This window comes from Mycobacterium sp. IS-1556, from assembly GCF_001499985.1.
Taxonomy (GTDB): Bacteria; Actinomycetota; Actinomycetes; order Mycobacteriales; family Mycobacteriaceae; genus Mycobacterium.
Genome location: NZ_LQIM01000004.1, coordinates 126,114 through 141,440, shown reverse-complemented (window position 1 = coordinate 141,440; position 15,327 = coordinate 126,114). Strand labels below are relative to the sequence as shown.

Sequence of the window (15,327 nt, the reverse complement as noted above, 5' to 3'; positions counted from 1 at the left end):
AGCCGACTGCCGCTGTGCAAGCCAAACGGCGCTGGTTTGCCTCTGCGCGGCTACGGCTACCTTATTCGGCATGGACGGCCGCGACCTCCTTGCGGACCGCTACGAACTGCGAGGCGTGCTCGGTCGCGGCGGGATGGCCGAGGTCCACGACGGGTGGGATACCCGGTTGCAGCGCCCGGTGGCGATCAAGCTGCTGTACCAGGCGTTCAACGCCGACGCCCACATGCGTCGCCGGTTCGAGGACGAGGCCCGCGCCGCCGCGGCGCTGAACCACCCCAACATCGTCGCGGTGCACGACTGTGGTGAGCACGACGGCACCCCGTTCATCGTGATGGAGCGCCTGCCCGGACGGACGCTGCACGACGACATCGCGCTGGGTCCGATGCCGCCGGAACGGGTCCGAGCGATGCTGGACGACGTGCTCGGCGCGCTCGGCTGCGCGCATGCCGCGGGCATCGTGCATCGCGACATCAAGCCCGGCAACGTACTGATCGCCCCGAACAGCGGCGCGATGAAGGTCGCCGACTTCGGTATCGCCAAGACAGCGGGCGCCGCCCTCACGGCGACCGGTCAACTCGTCGGAACGATGGCCTACATGAGCCCGGAGCGGGTCGCAGGTGCGCCGGCGTCGGCGGCCGACGACCTGTACGCGGTCGGCGTGATGGGCTACGAGGCGCTCACCGGGCAGCGGCCGTTCCCTCAGGAGAACCCGGCCGCGCTGCTGCATGCCATCCTCGACACGCCGCCTCCGCCGATCAGCGCGATACGCCCGGACCTCGACCCGGCGCTGGCCGCGACGATCGACCGGGCCATGGCCCGCGACGTGAGCCAGCGGTTCGGCAGCGCGGAGCACATGCGCGCCGCGCTGACGGGTTCTCCCTCCGCGCTGCTTCTGGGACCGGCGCCGGCGTCCGCCTCGCGACCGGCGACCAAGGTGCTCGCCCAACCAATCGCGCCGTCCGCCAACTACTACGTCGCTCCGGCGCCGCGTCGGCGCCCGCTGAGCCGCGAACGCAAGCTCTTGTTGGCGGCCGCCGGGTTCGTGGCCTTCGTCGTCGCCGGCTTGGCGCTCGCGCTGGACCCGTCATCGAGCACCCAACCGCCACAACCGATCAGCACCAGCACGCCGGTGCAACCCCCGCCTCCACCGCCCACGTCGATGCCGCCTCCACCGCCGACGTCCGCGTCACCGGTGTTCGAGAAACCCAAGGAAGACAAGAAAGGCGAGCAGGGGCGGGGCAACGGCAACAGGGGCAACGAAGGCGGCGGCAACGGCAAGGGCAACGGCAAGAAGGACGACTGACGGGTTCACGCCGCCCGGGCTACCGGCCCGGTTGTGAATCTGGCGACGGAATCCCGCCGAAAAGCGTCGCCAGATTCACACCGGAGCGCGCCCGCTTGAGTTTTCCCGGGCCGTTACGATCAGCCGCGTGAGTGACAACACCGAACCAGCCGTCCTGGTCGAACAGCGCGACCGCATCCTGATCATCACCATCAACCGGCCGCAGGCCCGCAACGCGGTGAACGCCGACGTCAGCCGTGGCCTCGCCGACGCCATGGACCGCCTCGACGGTGAGGCGGGCCTGTCCGTGGGCATCCTGACCGGCGCCGGCGGCTCGTTCAGCGCGGGCATGGACCTCAAGGCGTTCGCGCGCGGCGAGAACGTCGCCATCGAGGGTCGCGGCCTGGGCTTCACCGAGCGGCCGCCCGCCAAGCCGCTGATCGCAGCCGTCGAGGGCTACTGCCTGGCCGGTGGCTGCGAGTTGGCGCTGGCCACCGACCTGATCGTGGCGTCGAAGGAGTCGGCGTTCGGCATTCCCGAGGTCAAGCGTGGCCTGGTGGCCGGCGGCGGCGGTCTGCTGCGACTGCCGCAGCGGATCCCTTATGGCCTCGCGATGGAACTCGCGCTGACCGGTGAGAGCCTGTCCGCCCAGCGCGCCCACGACCTCGGAATGGTCAACGTGCTCGCCGAGCCCGGTCAGGCGCTCGAGGCGGCGATCGCCTTCGCGGAGAAGATCACCGCGAACGGACCGCTGGCGGTGGCGGCGACCAAGCGGATCATCGTCGAATCCCGCGACTGGAACTCCCAGGAGATGTGGAAGAAGCAGGTCGAGATCTTCGCGCCTGTCTTCATGTCGAACGATGCCAAGGAAGGCGCCATCGCGTTCGCCGAGAAGCGGGCGCCGAAGTGGACGGGCACCTGACGGGTTTCTCCGGCCGCCGCCCGGGGCAACCGGGTAGACGTGGAAACGTTGACCCGGGCGCGGCACGCGCAGAAGCGCATCTTCAGAGCACAGCGGCGACTGTGGTTGTTGCAGGCCGCGCTGTGGCCGACAGTGGCCCTCGCCGGTATCGGCGCCGTTGCGGCGCTGGTCATGCGGTACCGCGGACGCGCCGACGGACCGGCGAGCGCCGTTCCATCGCCAACCGACGGCCTTCCCCACCTCTAAGGAGACAGCGCATGGCGCACGACCTGCCGATTGCCGACTACGACCAGCTGCCGATCACCGAGCTGCGGCACCGCATCCGGGGGCTCGACGAACCGGCGCTGCGCGCGGTGTTCGAGCACGAGACCGAGCACGGCAACCGGATTCCGGTGCTCGAGGTGCTGCACGCGCGGCTCAACGAGTTGACCCACGGCGCGGAGCCGTCTCCGGGGGATCCGGCCAACGCACCCGGGGTCAGCGCCACGCCGGGCGGTTCGCCGGTGCAGGAGTCGACGGCCGCGGAGGCCAACACCCCGCTGCGGCACGGCGTCGCGAATCAGACGCCGGCGCGCGGCAAGCCCTGAGGTCTTCACCGTCGGCCTTGCCCGGTGTTGACCTGAACCGCCGTTGAGGTCGCAGGATTGTCTGCATGACATCTTCGCCGGCGGGCCTGGACGTGGGCCTCGACATCGCGGCCTACCTCGGCCGCATCGGATACACCGGATCGACGCAGCCGACGCTGGATACGCTGCGCGGCCTGATCGCCGCGCACAACCGGTCGATTCCCTTCGAGAACCTCGACCCCCTGCTCGGCATTCCGGTCGCCGACCTCAGCGTGGGTCCGCTCGCCGACAAACTCGTGGCCCGCCGACGCGGCGGGTACTGCTACGAGCAGAACGGGCTCATGGGATACGTGCTGGCCGAGCTTGGCTACGGCGTGCAACGGCTTGCGGGCCGGGTGGTGTGGATGAATCAGTCCGACGCACTGCCGGCGCAGACCCACGAGGCGCTCTCGGTACGTGTTCCCGGAGACGACGAACCGTGGTTGGTCGACGTCGGCTTCGGCGGGCAGACCCTTTCATCGCCGATCCGGCTGGAAGCCGGACCCGTGCAGACCACCCGCCATGAGCCCTACCGGTTGCGTAACCACGTCGACGGTTACCTGCTGGAAGCCGAGATCCGTGGCGCGCGGCAGCCGCTGTACACGTTCGACACCCGACCGCAGCCTCAGATCGATCTCGAAGTCGGAAGCTGGTACGTGTCAACGCATCCCGAGTCGGGCTTCGTCACCGGCCTGTCGGCAGCGCTGATCACCGACGACGCCCGGTGGAACCTGCGGGGACGCAACCTGGCAATCCACAGCGGCGGGAGCACCGAACGAGTTCGGTTCGACACCGCCGCCGACGTCCTCACCACGCTCACCGACCGTTTCGGAATCGATCTGCACGACCTCGGCGAGCACCGCGACGTCGAGGCACGCATCCACGAAGTCCTCGACCGCTAGAACGCAGCGGGAAACGGAGCAAAAATTGTCATGTCTTTCCGCGCGCGGCGCGACCATACTCGGTGAGCGTGGGCCAGCCATCACACCGTGACCGCTTGCGCGAACTGCTCGACGCGGTCGTCGACGCCGACAACAGCGGGGTGGGGGAGATGGCCCGCAGCAGCCACGCCTCGGAATTCCACTTCTCACGGGAGGTTCGCCGGCTGACCGGCGAATCGCCCGCCGCGATGCGGCGCCGGATCATGCTCGAGCGCGCTGCCTGGCGCCTGCAGCGCGGTGAGCGAGTGGCCGCCGTCGCGGCCGACGAAGGATGGTCGTCGGCCGAGGTGTTCTCACGAGCCTTCCGGCGCACCTTCGGCGTGCCGCCGTCCAAGGCGGCCGACGTGGCGTTCCGGGTCAGCGCGCCCAACGGCCTGCACTTCCATCCACCGCATTCGCTGTGGCTGGACAACGCCGGTGACACGAAGGAGCCCGACATCTCCCAACTGATGGTCGCGCACGACATCGCCGACACCGCCTACCTCATCGACCAGGCCACCAATCTGACGGAACACCAGTGGACAGAAGAGATCTCGCCGCGTCAGGTGATCCTGGACTGGGACGGTTCCGAACCCAGCGTCGGCGCTGTGCTCGGCGCCATCGTTTGGACGAAGCAGGTTTGGCTGGCCACGATCGCGGGCCACGATTTTCCGGACCGGGCGGTGACCCGGCCCGAATCTACTTCGCCCGAGCAATTGGCCGGGCACCACGCCGACATCGGGAAGCGCTGGAGTGCAATGGTTTCCGAGTATGCGGCCGACGGTCGGATGGGCGACACCGTCATCGATGCGTTGTGTGATCCGCCCGAATCGTTTCAGCTGTGCGGCATCGTCGCGCATGTCCTCGAATACGCAGCCCTCAGACGCGGGCTGGCCCGCTCCATGCTGGGCCGCCACGGCATCGATACCCACCGCGGTGACCCGTTGGAATGGATGCGGGGCAACTGATTTGGCGACCGTCTACTACACCGCGTCCAGTATGGACGGCTACATCGTCGACGACCGCGACAGCCTGGACTGGCTGACCTCCCGTGACATCGATTCGAGCGGGCCATTCAACTACGACGAGTTCATCGCCACGATCGGCGCCGTGGTGATGGGCTCGACAACCTACGAATGGATCGTGCGCAACCATCCGGGCGACTGGATGTACGAGCAGCCCTCCTGGGTACTGACACAACGACCGCACATCGTCGAGGGCGGGCACCCGGTACGGACCTTCGCCGGCGACGTCGCCGAACTACACCCCGAATTGGTCGACGCCGCAGCGGGTAAGGATGTCTGGGTCGTCGGGGGAGGTGAAACAGCCGGGCAGTTCGTGTCGGCGGGCCTGATCGACGAGATGATCGTCAGCTACGCACCCTGTTCGCTCGGCGCGGGCTCACCGGTGCTGCCGGTGCGTTCGGAATGGGTTCTGGTCGAGGCGGCGGTCAACAGGGAGTTCGTCTGCGCCCGGTGGAAGACGGCCTACCCCCGGTCGGGAACACCATAGCGACGGATGAATTCCCTTGACCTGATGAGGAATTCGATTTGCTCTGCGACGTCGCGCAGCGGGTCCACCGTGCGGGTGGATCGGCACAGCACCACCGCCCCCTCCAGCGCGGCGATGCACGTGATCGCGAGTGAGGACGCCTGCGCCTGGTCGAAACCGTCGGCGACGAACGCGCGCGTCAGCGCATCGCGCCAGTGGCCGAAAATGCTTCCGGCGACGGTCGTCAGCCGGGGTTCGTCGTCGGCGGACCCGATCGCCGCCGCCACCACCGGACAGCCCGCGGCGAAATCGCTTTCCACGAGCAGTTCTTTCCAGAACACCACGAACTTGCGGACCAGATACATGCCGCCCTTGGCCGCGGCTTCGTCGATGACCTCGGTGATCTCCTCACCGGCGTATTGAAGGGCCTCGGTCAGGATCTGGTTGCGGCCCGCCGGAAAGTGGTAGTAGACCGACCCGCGCGGTGCGCCGCTGCGGGCCAGCACCTCGTCGATGGTGACCCCGGCAGCACCGCGTTCCCGCAGCACCTCGGCCGCGGTGATCAACATCTTGGTGCGCGTCGAAACCCGGTTGTTGGTTTTGGTCGTGGCGGATGTCAGAACAACCTCCAGGGAAGTGGTCAGGCTGCGGGTGTGCGACGCATCAGCGCCGAACGCCAACCGTGGGCGCGTGGGCTGAACCGGAGGATCGGCCGACGGCGGTCATGCGCGTGATGCGTGAAGCGGTAACCGGCGAAGTTGACCTCAATGACCCACATCGGGCGCCTCCCTGTCTATGACAATCAGCATAAAAGCAGGAACACACCGAGGCAATGGATGTATTCCGCATCACATGTGCGCGGTGGGTACGCAGGTAGCCGACCGGCGGCCGGACGCCATCTGCACGTCGAACCGGCCGATTATGGACTAGGCCATAATCCCGTCGTGCCCCGGATTCTCCGCGCGAAGTGCAGGTCAGGGCATGACCGGACGGCTACGCTCGGGCTCGACGCGGAGAGGGAAAGGCGCTCGTCATGAGCCACTACAGAAGCAACGTGCGCGATCTGGAGTTCAATCTCTTCGAGGTGCTGGACCTCGACAAGGCGCTGGCGACCGGCGAGTTCGGCGACCTCGACGGCGAGTCGGTGCGGCAGATGCTCGACGAGGCGGCCCGCCTGGCCGAGGGTCCGGTCGCCGAGTCCTTCGCCGAATGCGACCGGCATCCGCCGACGTTCGACCCGGCCACCCACGAGGTGACCCTGCCCGAAGCGTTCAAGAAGTCGTTTCAGGCCTGGCATCAGGGCGAGTGGTTCCGTGTCGGCATGGCCGAGGAGATCGGCGGAGTACCTGCCCCGGCAGTCGTGGAGTGGGCGATCAACGAGTTGCCGTTGGGCGCCCAACCGGCGGTGTTCATGTACCACGCCGGATCGACGATGGCCGACATCCTCAACGACATCGGCAACGAGGAACAGCGCCACTGGGCCGCGTTGATGGTCGAGCGCAACTGGGCCGCGACGATGGTGCTCACCGAGCCCGACGCCGGATCCGACGTCGGCGCCGCCCGCACCAAGGCCGCCCAACAGCCCGACGGCACATGGCATCTCGACGGGGTGAAGCGGTTCATCACCAACGGCGACACCGACGACCTGTTCGAGAACATCTTCCATCTGGTGTTGGCCCGGCCCGAAGGCGCGGGGCCGGGCACCAAGGGGCTGAGCTTGTTCTTGGTGCCGAAGTACCACTTCGACCCCGAGAGCGGTGAAATCGGCGAACGCAACGGAGTCTTCGTCACCGGTCTCGAGCACAAGATGGGGCTGAAGGTGTCGGCGACCTGCGAGCTGACCTTCGGCCAACACGGCGTGCCCGCGGTGGGGTGGCTGGTCAACGACACCCACAACGGTATCGCCCAGATGTTCAAAGTGATCGAGTACGCCCGAATGATGGTGGGCACCAAGGCGATCGCCACGCTGTCGACCGGCTACCTCAACGCGCTGGATTACGCAAAGACCCGGGTGCAGGGCGCCGACATGACCCAGATGACGGACAAGAACGCGCCCCGGGTGACGATCATGCACCACCCCGATGTGCGCCGTGCACTGCTGACGCAGAAGTCCTATGCCGAGGGGCTACGTGCCCTCTACCTCTACACAGCAGCCCATCAGGACAGCGTCGTCGCGCAGATCGTCTCCGGTGCCGACGGCGAGATGGCCGACCGGGTCAACGATCTGCTGCTGCCGATCGTCAAAGGCGTTGGCTCCGAGCGCGCGTACCAGTGTCTGACCGAATCGCTGCAGACGCTGGGCGGTTCGGGGTTCCTTCAGGACTATCCGATCGAGCAGTACATCCGCGACGCCAAGATCGACTCGCTCTACGAGGGCACCACCGCAATCCAGGCGCAGGACTTCTTCTTTCGTAAGATCGCCCGCGACCAAGGCGCGGCGCTCACGCACGTGGCCGATCAGATCCAGCGGTTCATCGCCAGCGAAACCGCGCGTCCCGAACTCGCGGATGGTCGCGCCCTGCTGGCCACCGCACTGCAGGACGTGCAGACCATGACGGCAACGCTGACCGGATACCTGATCTCCGCGCAGGAGAACCCGCGCGAGTTGTACCGCGTCGGCCTGGAGTCGGTGCCGTTCCTGCTCGCGGTCGGCGACCTGTTCATCGGCTGGCTGCTGTTGCGCCAGGCCGAGATCGCGCTGGCGGCCATGGACGGCGATGTCTCCGACAGCGACCGCGCGTTCTACACCGGCAAGGTCGCCGCCGCGAATTTCTTCGCCGAGAACATGTTGCCGCCGTTGCGCGCCCGGCGCGGCATCGTCGAGAAGGTCGGCCTCGAGGTGATGGACCTACCCGAAGGGGCCTTCTGACCAACTTCGGCGAGCTGGGCCCACGACGAAGTCAGAGGAACGCGCTAAGAGGCCTCAGTCCTCGGGGGTGTAGCCGAACGGCAGCAGCACGCTCTTGTGCTCGACATAGGCCTCGATGCCCTCGGGCCCGTTCTCGCGGCCGATACCGGAGTTCTTGTAGCCGCCGAACGGCGCGCCCGGATCGAACGCGTACATGTTGACCGCGTACGTGCCGGTGCGGATCTTCGAGGCGACCTCGAGGGCCTTCTTGTTGTCGGTGGTCCACACGCTGCCGGCCAGCCCGTAGACCGAGTCGTTGGCGATGCGGATCGCGTCTTCTTCGGTCTCGTAGGGAATCACCGCGAGTACCGGACCGAAGATCTCCTCCTGGGCGATCGTCATCGCGTTGTCGACGTCGGCGAACACCGTCGGCTGCACGAACCAGCCGCTGTCCAGCCCGTCGGGACGCCCGCCGCCGGTGACCAGCCGTGCGCCCTCGTCGACGCCCTTCTTGATGTAGCTCTCGACGCGTTCGCGCTGCTTCTCGCTGATCAGCGGGCCGATCGCGGCGTTCGGGTCGTCGGGCAGTCCGACCGGCATCGCCGAGATGAAGTTGGCGATCTTCTCGACCACCTCGTCGTAACGCGACCGCGGCGCGAGGATGCGGGTCTGCGCGACGCAGGCCTGGCCGCTGTTCATCACGCCGGAGAAGCCGAGCATCGGCAGCGTGGAGTCGAGGTCGGCGTCTTCGAGGATGATGGCCGCCGACTTGCCGCCCAGCTCCAGTGTGCAGGGCTTGAGCCGATCGGCGGCGATCTTGGCGACCTCCTTGCCGACCGCCGAGCTGCCGGTGAACGTGTACTTGTCGATTTCGGGGTTGGCGGTCAACGCGCGGCCGGTCTCGGCGGCGCCGGGCACGATCGACAGCACGCCCTCGGGCAGGCCGGCCTCGGCGAACATCTCGGCCATCGCGAACACCGACAGCGGCGTCTCGGCGGCGGGCTTGAGCACGACGGTGCAGCCGGCGAGCAGCGCGGGCCCGAGCTTGTTGGCCGCCAGGAAGAACGGCACGTTCCAGGCGGTGATGGCCCCGACGACACCGATCGGCTCCCGCACGACCAGCGTCTGGCCGTAGATGCCGTCGCGGATCTCTTTCCAGGCGAACTTGTCCGCGGCGCCCGCGTAGTACTGGAATGCCGACATCGCGGCGCCGTACTGCATCATGTCGACGATCGTCTGCGGCTGGCCGGTCTCGGCGGCCAGCAGGAACTTCAGCTCGTCGCCGCGCTCCTCCATCAGCTTGGTGGCGGCGCCGATCACGGCCGCGCGCTCCTGCGGCGACATCTGCGGCCACGGGCCCTCGTCGAACGCCTTGCGGGCGGCTGTGCAAGCGGCGTCGACGTCGGCCTCCTCGGCCAGCGGCACCTTGCCGACGAGCTCGCCGGTCGCCGGCGAATGCACCTCGATGACCTCAGGCGACGACGGCTCGACCCACTTACCGCCGATGAACAGCTTGTCCCACTCGGTCCGAAACGCGGTGCTCTGTGTCATGCCCGTCACACTACCTACGAACCGGCGAAAGTAGAACCTGTTCCAGTCGGCGGCCTCAAGACCAGCACCAGATTGCTCACCAGGAACTCTCTGAGCACCGGGACGTTCGTCAGCGACCACGCCCATCGCGGGTGGTAGCGGGGGAAAGCGGCGACCAGGGATCCGGTGCTCGCCGCCCACTGCAGCCCGTCGCGCGCATGCACAGCGAACAGTGACGAGCCGTAGTTGTTCTTCGCCGGATGGCCATGCTTGCGGGCGTATCTGCGCGCCGCGCGGGCGCCGCCGAGGTAGTGCCACAGGCCGGTCTCGTGGCCGCCGAACGGGCCCAGCCACACCGTGTACGACAGCACCACCAGCCCGCCGGGCCTGGTCACCCGAAGCATCTCGCGCCCCATCCGCCATGGCTGTGGCACGTGCTCGGCGACATTCGACGACAGGCAGATGTCGACGCTGGCGTCGGCGAACGGCAACGCCATCCCGGATGCCCGCACGTACGTGGCGGCCGTCGTCGTCGCGGGACCACCGTGCATCTCCGCCGGATCGGGTTCCACGCCGATATACCGAAGCCCCCTGCCGCTGAACGATTCCGAGTAGTAGCCCGGTCCGCCGCCGACGTCGAGCACGGTCCGGCCGGCCGGTGATGAGCCGTTCACGCCATGCCACAAGTCGGCGACCATCGTGGCGGTGTCCTCGGCGAGCGCGCCGTAGAACCGGGCCGGGTCACGCTGCTCGAAGCGGAATTCGCTCAGCAGGCGCAGCGACCGCGACAGCGTCGCGCGGCGAGCGAACAGGTCGGTGACCACAGCGCGACCCTACGCAGCCATTAGGCTGGGGCGGATGTCTGACCGCCCCCTCCGATCGGTGTTGCTGCTGTGCTGGCGCGACACCGGCCACCCGCAGGGCGGCGGCAGCGAGGCCTACCTGCAGCGCATCGGCGCCCAGTTGGTCGCTTCGGGTGTGGAGGTCACCCTGCGCACCGCCCGCTATCCGGGGGCACCGCGCCGCGAGGTCGTCGACGGGGTACGGGTCAGCCGTGGCGGCGGGCGCTACACCGTCTACATCTGGGCGGGGTTGGCGATGGTGTTGGCCCGCATCGGGCTCGGGCCGTTGCGGCGCGTGCGGCCCGACGTGGTGATCGACACGCAGAACGGCATCCCGTTCATGGCCCGGCTCGCCTACGGGCGTCGAGCCGCTGTGCTCGTGCACCACTGCCACCGCGAGCAGTGGCCGGTCGCAGGCGCGGTCATCGGCCGGATCGGCTGGTTTGTCGAGTCGAAGCTGTCGCCGCGGGCGCACCGGCGCAATCAGTATGTGACCGTGTCGCTGCCGTCGGCGCGAGACCTGGCGGCGTTGGGCGTGCGGCCCGGTCAGATCGCGGTGGTGCGCAACGGGCTCGACGAGGCGCCGGCGTCGACGTTGACCGTGGCGCGCGCGTCGACACCGCGGGTCGCGGTGTTGTCGCGGTTGGTGCCGCACAAGCAGATTGAGGACGCGCTCGAAGCCGTCGCGGCGCTGCGGCGCCGCATTCCGGATCTGACGCTCGACGTCGTCGGCGGCGGTTGGTGGGAGCAGCGGCTCGTCGAGCACGCCGCGCTGCTCGGCATCTCCGACGCGGTGACGTTCCACGGGCACGTCGATGACGAGACGAAACATCGTGTGCTGCAGCAGTCCTGGGTGCATGTGTTGCCGTCGCGGAAAGAGGGTTGGGCGCTGGCGGTCATCGAGGCGGGGCAGCACTCGGTGCCCACGGTCGGCTACCGGGCCTCCGGCGGCCTGACCGATTCGATCGTCGACGGGGTGACCGGTCTGTTGGTCGACGACTTCGACGAATTGGTCGACGGCCTGGGTGAGCTGCTGTCGGATCGGGTGCTGCGCGAGCAACTCGGAGCCAAGGCACATGTGCGCTGCGGTGAGTTCTCCTGGCAGCAGAGCGCGACGGCCATGCGCGCCGTGCTGGAGTCGGTGCACCGCGGGCAGTACCTCAGCGGCGTCGTCTAGGCAGAGGCGGCGTGTCGATCTCGCACCTCAGGCGCGGCGCACCGCCGATACGACGGTCCAGGGTGACGACGGTCGCGTCCAGCGTCTCGGCTAGTGCGACATATGCCGCGTCGTAGCTGGACAGATTCTCCCGGAGTTCCCAGATTCGATCGGCAAGCAAGTCGTAGGGCCAATACTCGATCGCCAGGTCGAGAAGGTCGGTATGCGCTTGTGCGGCTTGGTCGGGCGTGATCGTTCCGGCGAGTTCTTGTCGTCGCATGACGTTGGCACACTCGAACGGCAGAAGTGTCGGGGCGTAGAGATCTCCCTCGCTGATCTTGGCGGTCGCCCATCGACCGTCGTCGCCGGAGTCCAGTAGAGCGGCCAGGATCGTGGAGGCATCGCAGACGACGCGCAATCTCAACGCTTATCCGCATCTTTGTCGGCGAGGATCGTCGCCGCGTCGAGTCGGCTTCCGGTTGTCGCAACGCGCGCTCGTGCCCGGGCGAGAGTGTCCTGCACTGTCGGTTTGGCGGCGGTTTCGACAAGCATTCCGCGCAGGTATTCCTGAAGCGACTTTCCGGCCCTGGCCGCCCGGACAGCCAACTCGTCGCGCACGTCGTCGGGGATGTCACGGATGGTGATGGCAACCATCCCTGCAGTTTAGCTGTATTGCTGCTAATCTGCAGGCAGATCGCTTGGAGCTCATTTTCCGTAGTACGGCCCGCGGTGCAAGCGATATCGCCTGCGACTTCAACGGCCCCGACGGCCTCGAACTGCCGTGACGACTGCGGCGCCCCCACCGACCAGAAGAATCGCCAGCCACGCCAGGTGCGCGGCCAGCACGACGCCGCGCCCGTCCGCCCCCGGCGACGAGCCACCGATCCGGTACAGCGTGAGCTCATCATCGGTATACGCCACGGGCAACGGCAAATGCTCTGCGGCGCCGCTGGATTCGACGACGACCCACCCGACGCCGGCATCGGCCAACGCGTCGCGGTCGGCGCTTTCGACGAGGATCTCCTGCACCTCGCGCGCGCGTTGCCCCTCCCCGTAGACGATCCGGTCGCCGATCTGGAGGTCGCCGGTGCTCAGCACCTCGGCGCGAACCCACCGCGGCAACGGGTCGAGTACGGGCGCGTCACCCGCCCAGTCGAATCGGCGCATGCTGTCCACCCCCAGCACGGCCACTGGGCGCGGGTCGGCGTTGATCATCTCGGCGACCGTCGCCCACCCCGGCGGATACTGCACCGACGCAACCTTGCCGCCCGCGCCCCACGCCAGATCCGGCAGTGTCGCGATGAGCGCCGCGCAACAGACCATTGCCGTCGCCGCCGCGGGCAGCCAGCGTCGCGTCGTGAGCACCGCGGCCGCTCCGGCCAGCGCGTACCCGGGCACCGCCAACGCCACCCATTTCTGCCCGTCCCGTATCACTCCGAGGCCGGGCAGCGCGCGGATCGCCGCCTCGACGAGGGCGAGTCCGGGCCCGGTGGCCATCAGCGCAGGCACCACCAGGGCGACGGCGGCCAGCACCAGCAGCGGTACCGCGGCCCGCCGGCGCAGCACCACCGGCAGACCCAACGTCACGACACCGAGCAACACCGCGGTGCCTACGACGGCGAAAAGCGGTGTGCGCGAAGCGGGTACCGCTTCTGCGTTCCAGATACCGCCCAGCCCGGCCAGGCTGATCAGAGTCCCGAGCCCGGGTTCGGCCCGCGCCGCGAACGCAGCGACCCCGTCGGCCTGCGACGACTCCAACGACCGCGCCACCATCGCCGCGACCAGCCAGGGCAGCGCCGCGACGACCGCCACGCCCATCCCGAAAATCGCGCACCGCCACCGCGGCCACCCGTCGCCGGGCGCGAAAGCGCAGACCAGCGCGACGGTCGCCGCCAGCATCAGCCCGGTCGGAGTCAGCCCGGCCAGCGCGATCCAGAACACCAGACCTGCCGCCACCGACCACGACGGCCGAGTCCGTATCGCCAGCATCGCGGCGGCCACCCACGGCAGGCATCCGTAGCCGACGAGAAGGCTCCAGTGGCCTTGCAGAAGGCGTTCGGCGACATAGGGGTTCCACACGGCGATCGTCGTCGCCACGCACTGACCGGCCACCCCGGATTCGGGTACCACCGCTGCGGCCAGCCGGGCCGCGCCCCAGCCCGCCAACCACAACCCGGCGATCAGCAGCGATTTGACCACCACTCCGCCGTCGACGACCGACGACGCGACCGCCACGAAAAAGTCCTGCGGCAGCGCACGCGGTGCCGCCTCGGACAACCCCAGTGCGGCGTCGGACACGTACGAACGCGGCGTCGACACCGCGTCACGCAACAGCAGGTACCCCGGTGCGAGCAGGGGCGCCGTCACGGCGAGGACGAGCACCAGCGCATAGGCCGGAGGGAGGGCGGGCGGCACGAAGCGAGCCACCAGCGACTGCGCCCGCAACGGCGCGGTCAGACGCGTGATCAGACCGGTCTGTCCGGGGGCAGGTCGGGCGGTCTGGACGTCGGAATCTTCTCGGTCTTGGCTTCCGCGCCGGGCACCTTGATGCCCTGGGTGTCGAAGAACCCGTGGTCGGCCTCGTCAAGCCCCGGATCGATCAGCGCTGACTCCGCGCGCAGGCTGAACGAGCCGAGCAGCGCGCCGCCGACCAGTAGCACCAGGCCCATCGCGGTGAACGTGATCGGCAGGATGCGGCCCCACAGCGCGACCCGGTCGCGCTCGTCGCTGGCGCTGGCGACCTGGGATTCGACGGTCTCCTCGTTGTACGAGACCTTGTAGTCGACGAACGTCACCTCGGGCTTGAGCGGCTCGCGGGCGTAGTAGTGGTAGCCGTGCTCGTCCTTCTTGACGATGGTCCCGGACACCGGATCGACCCAGAAGGTGCGTTGCGCGGCGTAGTACCGCGACATCGTGATCGGCTCGTCGGGCTCACCGGGCACTCCCCACATCGCCGCGCGCGCGGTTACCTCGCTGTCGGCGTCGTCTTCGTAGAGCGAGGCGTACTTCACCGGCTCGACCAGCTTGCCGTCCGCGTCGTAGCCGACGTTCTGGCTGAACCGGTAGGTGGTCATGCCGTTGACGTCTTCCTCGCCGTCGTAATTGGCGTCGAACGCCTTCTGCGCGATCGGGTCGAACACGGAATAGGTCTTCTTCTCCGTGTCGAACGGGAACCGGTAGGCCAGCCCCTCGTGCGGCAGCGCGATGTTCGTCGGCGGCTTGTCGTCGTCGATGGCGCGCGGCTTCTGCACCGCGCCGCCCGGATTGCTCTCGCTGGACACCGCTTCGGCGGTGCTGCGGTCGACGGTCACGGTGTCGACCATCGCCAGCAGCAGGCCGGTGTCCTGTTGTTTGTCGGTTCGGCGCAGTGAGCTGCCGACCTGAAGGGTCACCACGTCGGCGTTCGACGGGGACTCCACCGAGATCTGCTCCTGCATCGCCATCGGCACGTCGCGGTCGATGACGAACTTGGCCGAGTTGAGCGATGCCGGGTCGAACGCGGTCCCGGTGCCCTCGCTGATCAGCGTGGCATCGAGGTCCAGCGGAATCTTGGCGATCTTGCTGTGGGTGTAGGTGGACAGCAACAGCGCGGCGATCAGCAGGGCGGCACCCAGCCCCAAGATCCCGCACGCCGCAATACGCAGCGCCACTGCGCGGTTCAAACCGTGCCTCCCATATCCCGCTCCTCGCGTCCGCGGCTTCGTCGTCCCGTGGTACGCCCGCAAAAACCC

17 protein-coding genes are annotated in these 15,327 nt (G+C 68.2%); 9 read left to right on the top strand and 8 right to left on the bottom strand.

Translation table 11 applies throughout. The features are described 5' to 3' along the window. Positions 1-70: 70 nt before the first annotated feature. The 7 genes from AU187_RS05510 (at position 71) to AU187_RS05480 (ending at position 5,241) form a co-directional block, all read left to right on the top strand. The gene (locus AU187_RS05510; RefSeq protein WP_059156996.1) at positions 71-1,303 is read left to right on the top strand and encodes a protein kinase domain-containing protein; all 1,233 of its coding nucleotides are present in this window, start codon (positions 71-73) and stop codon (positions 1,301-1,303) included. Positions 1,304-1,421: 118 nt separating this feature from the next. Next, positions 1,422-2,204 carry a crotonase/enoyl-CoA hydratase family protein gene (locus AU187_RS05505; RefSeq protein WP_059166345.1) on the top strand — a complete coding sequence of 261 codons (783 nt, stop codon included), beginning with the start codon at positions 1,422-1,424 and terminating at the stop codon, positions 2,202-2,204. A gap of 39 nt (positions 2,205-2,243) precedes the next feature. Further along, positions 2,244-2,450: a hypothetical protein gene (locus AU187_RS05500; RefSeq protein ID WP_059098765.1), complete on the top strand. Its 207-nt coding sequence runs from the start codon at positions 2,244-2,246 to the stop codon at positions 2,448-2,450. An 11-nt stretch (positions 2,451-2,461) separates the two neighbouring features. Beyond that, positions 2,462-2,791, top strand: a complete 330-nt coding sequence (locus tag AU187_RS05495; protein ID WP_059098764.1) for a DUF8129 domain-containing protein — start codon at positions 2,462-2,464, stop codon at positions 2,789-2,791. A gap of 65 nt (positions 2,792-2,856) precedes the next feature. Beyond that, positions 2,857-3,711 (top strand): arylamine N-acetyltransferase family protein, encoded by an 855-nt coding sequence (locus AU187_RS05490; protein ID WP_156425579.1) that lies wholly within the window; start codon positions 2,857-2,859, stop codon positions 3,709-3,711. 68 nt (positions 3,712-3,779) lie between these two features. Further along, positions 3,780-4,697, top strand: a complete 918-nt coding sequence (locus AU187_RS05485) for a helix-turn-helix domain-containing protein (RefSeq protein ID WP_059098813.1) — start codon at positions 3,780-3,782, stop codon at positions 4,695-4,697. A 1-nt stretch (position 4,698) separates the two neighbouring features. Continuing rightward, complete coding sequence (locus tag AU187_RS05480; protein WP_059098763.1) at positions 4,699-5,241, top strand: dihydrofolate reductase family protein; 543 nt, start codon at positions 4,699-4,701, stop codon at positions 5,239-5,241. Here AU187_RS05480 and AU187_RS05475 read toward each other — a convergent pair. Both AU187_RS05475 and AU187_RS25625 read right to left on the bottom strand, forming a co-directional pair. Further along, entirely contained in the window at positions 5,217-5,789 is a 573-nt protein-coding gene (locus AU187_RS05475; RefSeq protein WP_059098812.1) for a TetR/AcrR family transcriptional regulator, read from the bottom strand. The two genes, AU187_RS05480 and AU187_RS05475, sit on opposite strands and share 25 nt — an antisense overlap. A 71-nt stretch (positions 5,790-5,860) precedes the next feature. Continuing rightward, entirely contained in the window at positions 5,861-5,998 is a 138-nt protein-coding gene (locus AU187_RS25625) for a hypothetical protein (protein WP_172800164.1), read from the bottom strand. Positions 5,999-6,253: 255 nt separating this feature from the next. On the opposite strand from AU187_RS25625, the gene AU187_RS05470 reads away from it, so the two are divergent. Then, positions 6,254-8,089, top strand: coding sequence for an acyl-CoA dehydrogenase (locus tag AU187_RS05470; RefSeq protein ID WP_059166344.1), 1,836 nt, complete (start codon positions 6,254-6,256; stop codon positions 8,087-8,089). 54 nt (positions 8,090-8,143) lie between these two features. Here AU187_RS05470 and AU187_RS05465 read toward each other — a convergent pair whose 3' ends face one another. Next, on the bottom strand, positions 8,144-9,619 hold the full coding sequence (locus tag AU187_RS05465) for an aldehyde dehydrogenase (protein ID WP_059098761.1): 1,476 nt from the start codon (positions 9,617-9,619) through the stop codon (positions 8,144-8,146). A gap of 14 nt (positions 9,620-9,633) precedes the next feature. Further along, on the bottom strand, positions 9,634-10,422 hold the full coding sequence (locus AU187_RS05460) for a class I SAM-dependent methyltransferase (protein ID WP_059098760.1): 789 nt from the start codon (positions 10,420-10,422) through the stop codon (positions 9,634-9,636). Between the two features lie 34 nt (positions 10,423-10,456). Between AU187_RS05460 and AU187_RS05455 the strand changes: the two genes are divergently transcribed. Then, entirely contained in the window at positions 10,457-11,617 is a 1,161-nt protein-coding gene (locus AU187_RS05455) for a glycosyltransferase family 4 protein (protein ID WP_059098759.1), read from the top strand. Here the strand turns inward: AU187_RS05455 and AU187_RS05450 are convergent. The 4 genes from AU187_RS05450 to pgfA all read right to left on the bottom strand — a co-directional run bounded on the left by AU187_RS05450 (position 11,601) and on the right by pgfA (position 15,258). Further along, positions 11,601-12,020, bottom strand: coding sequence for a type II toxin-antitoxin system VapC family toxin (locus AU187_RS05450; protein ID WP_156425578.1), 420 nt, complete (start codon positions 12,018-12,020; stop codon positions 11,601-11,603). The genes AU187_RS05455 and AU187_RS05450 overlap by 17 nt on opposite strands. Beyond that, on the bottom strand, positions 12,017-12,250 hold the full coding sequence (locus tag AU187_RS05445) for a FitA-like ribbon-helix-helix domain-containing protein (protein ID WP_059098757.1): 234 nt from the start codon (positions 12,248-12,250) through the stop codon (positions 12,017-12,019). The genes AU187_RS05450 and AU187_RS05445 overlap by 4 nt, the downstream gene beginning before the upstream one ends. A 99-nt stretch (positions 12,251-12,349) precedes the next feature. Further along, positions 12,350-14,026, bottom strand: coding sequence for an MmpA family trehalose lipid delivery protein (locus tag AU187_RS05440; RefSeq protein ID WP_502687735.1), 1,677 nt, complete (start codon positions 14,024-14,026; stop codon positions 12,350-12,352). Between the two features lie 35 nt (positions 14,027-14,061). Continuing rightward, positions 14,062-15,258 (bottom strand): cell envelope lipid trafficking protein PgfA, encoded by a 1,197-nt coding sequence (gene pgfA, locus AU187_RS05435; RefSeq protein WP_059098756.1) that lies wholly within the window; start codon positions 15,256-15,258, stop codon positions 14,062-14,064. Positions 15,259-15,327: the final 69 nt, after the last annotated feature.

Bases quoted from the DNA above. Each gene is read 5' to 3' on its own strand.
- AU187_RS05445 (WP_059098757.1), bottom strand. From the start codon at position 12,250: ATGGTTGCCATCACCATCCGTGACATCCCCGACGACGTGCGCGACGAG.
- AU187_RS05510 (WP_059156996.1), top strand. From the start codon at position 71: ATGGACGGCCGCGACCTCCTTGCGGACCGCTACGAACTGCGAGGCGTG.
- AU187_RS05470 (WP_059166344.1), top strand. From the start codon at position 6,254: ATGAGCCACTACAGAAGCAACGTGCGCGATCTGGAGTTCAATCTCTTC.
- AU187_RS05475 (WP_059098812.1), bottom strand. From the start codon at position 5,789: ATGTTGATCACCGCGGCCGAGGTGCTGCGGGAACGCGGTGCTGCCGGG.
- AU187_RS05495 (WP_059098764.1), top strand. From the start codon at position 2,462: ATGGCGCACGACCTGCCGATTGCCGACTACGACCAGCTGCCGATCACC.
- AU187_RS05455 (WP_059098759.1), top strand. From the start codon at position 10,457: ATGTCTGACCGCCCCCTCCGATCGGTGTTGCTGCTGTGCTGGCGCGAC.
- AU187_RS05465 (WP_059098761.1), bottom strand. From the start codon at position 9,619: ATGACACAGAGCACCGCGTTTCGGACCGAGTGGGACAAGCTGTTCATC.
- AU187_RS05490 (WP_156425579.1), top strand. From the start codon at position 2,857: ATGACATCTTCGCCGGCGGGCCTGGACGTGGGCCTCGACATCGCGGCC.
- AU187_RS25625 (WP_172800164.1), bottom strand. From the start codon at position 5,998: ATGTGGGTCATTGAGGTCAACTTCGCCGGTTACCGCTTCACGCATCAC.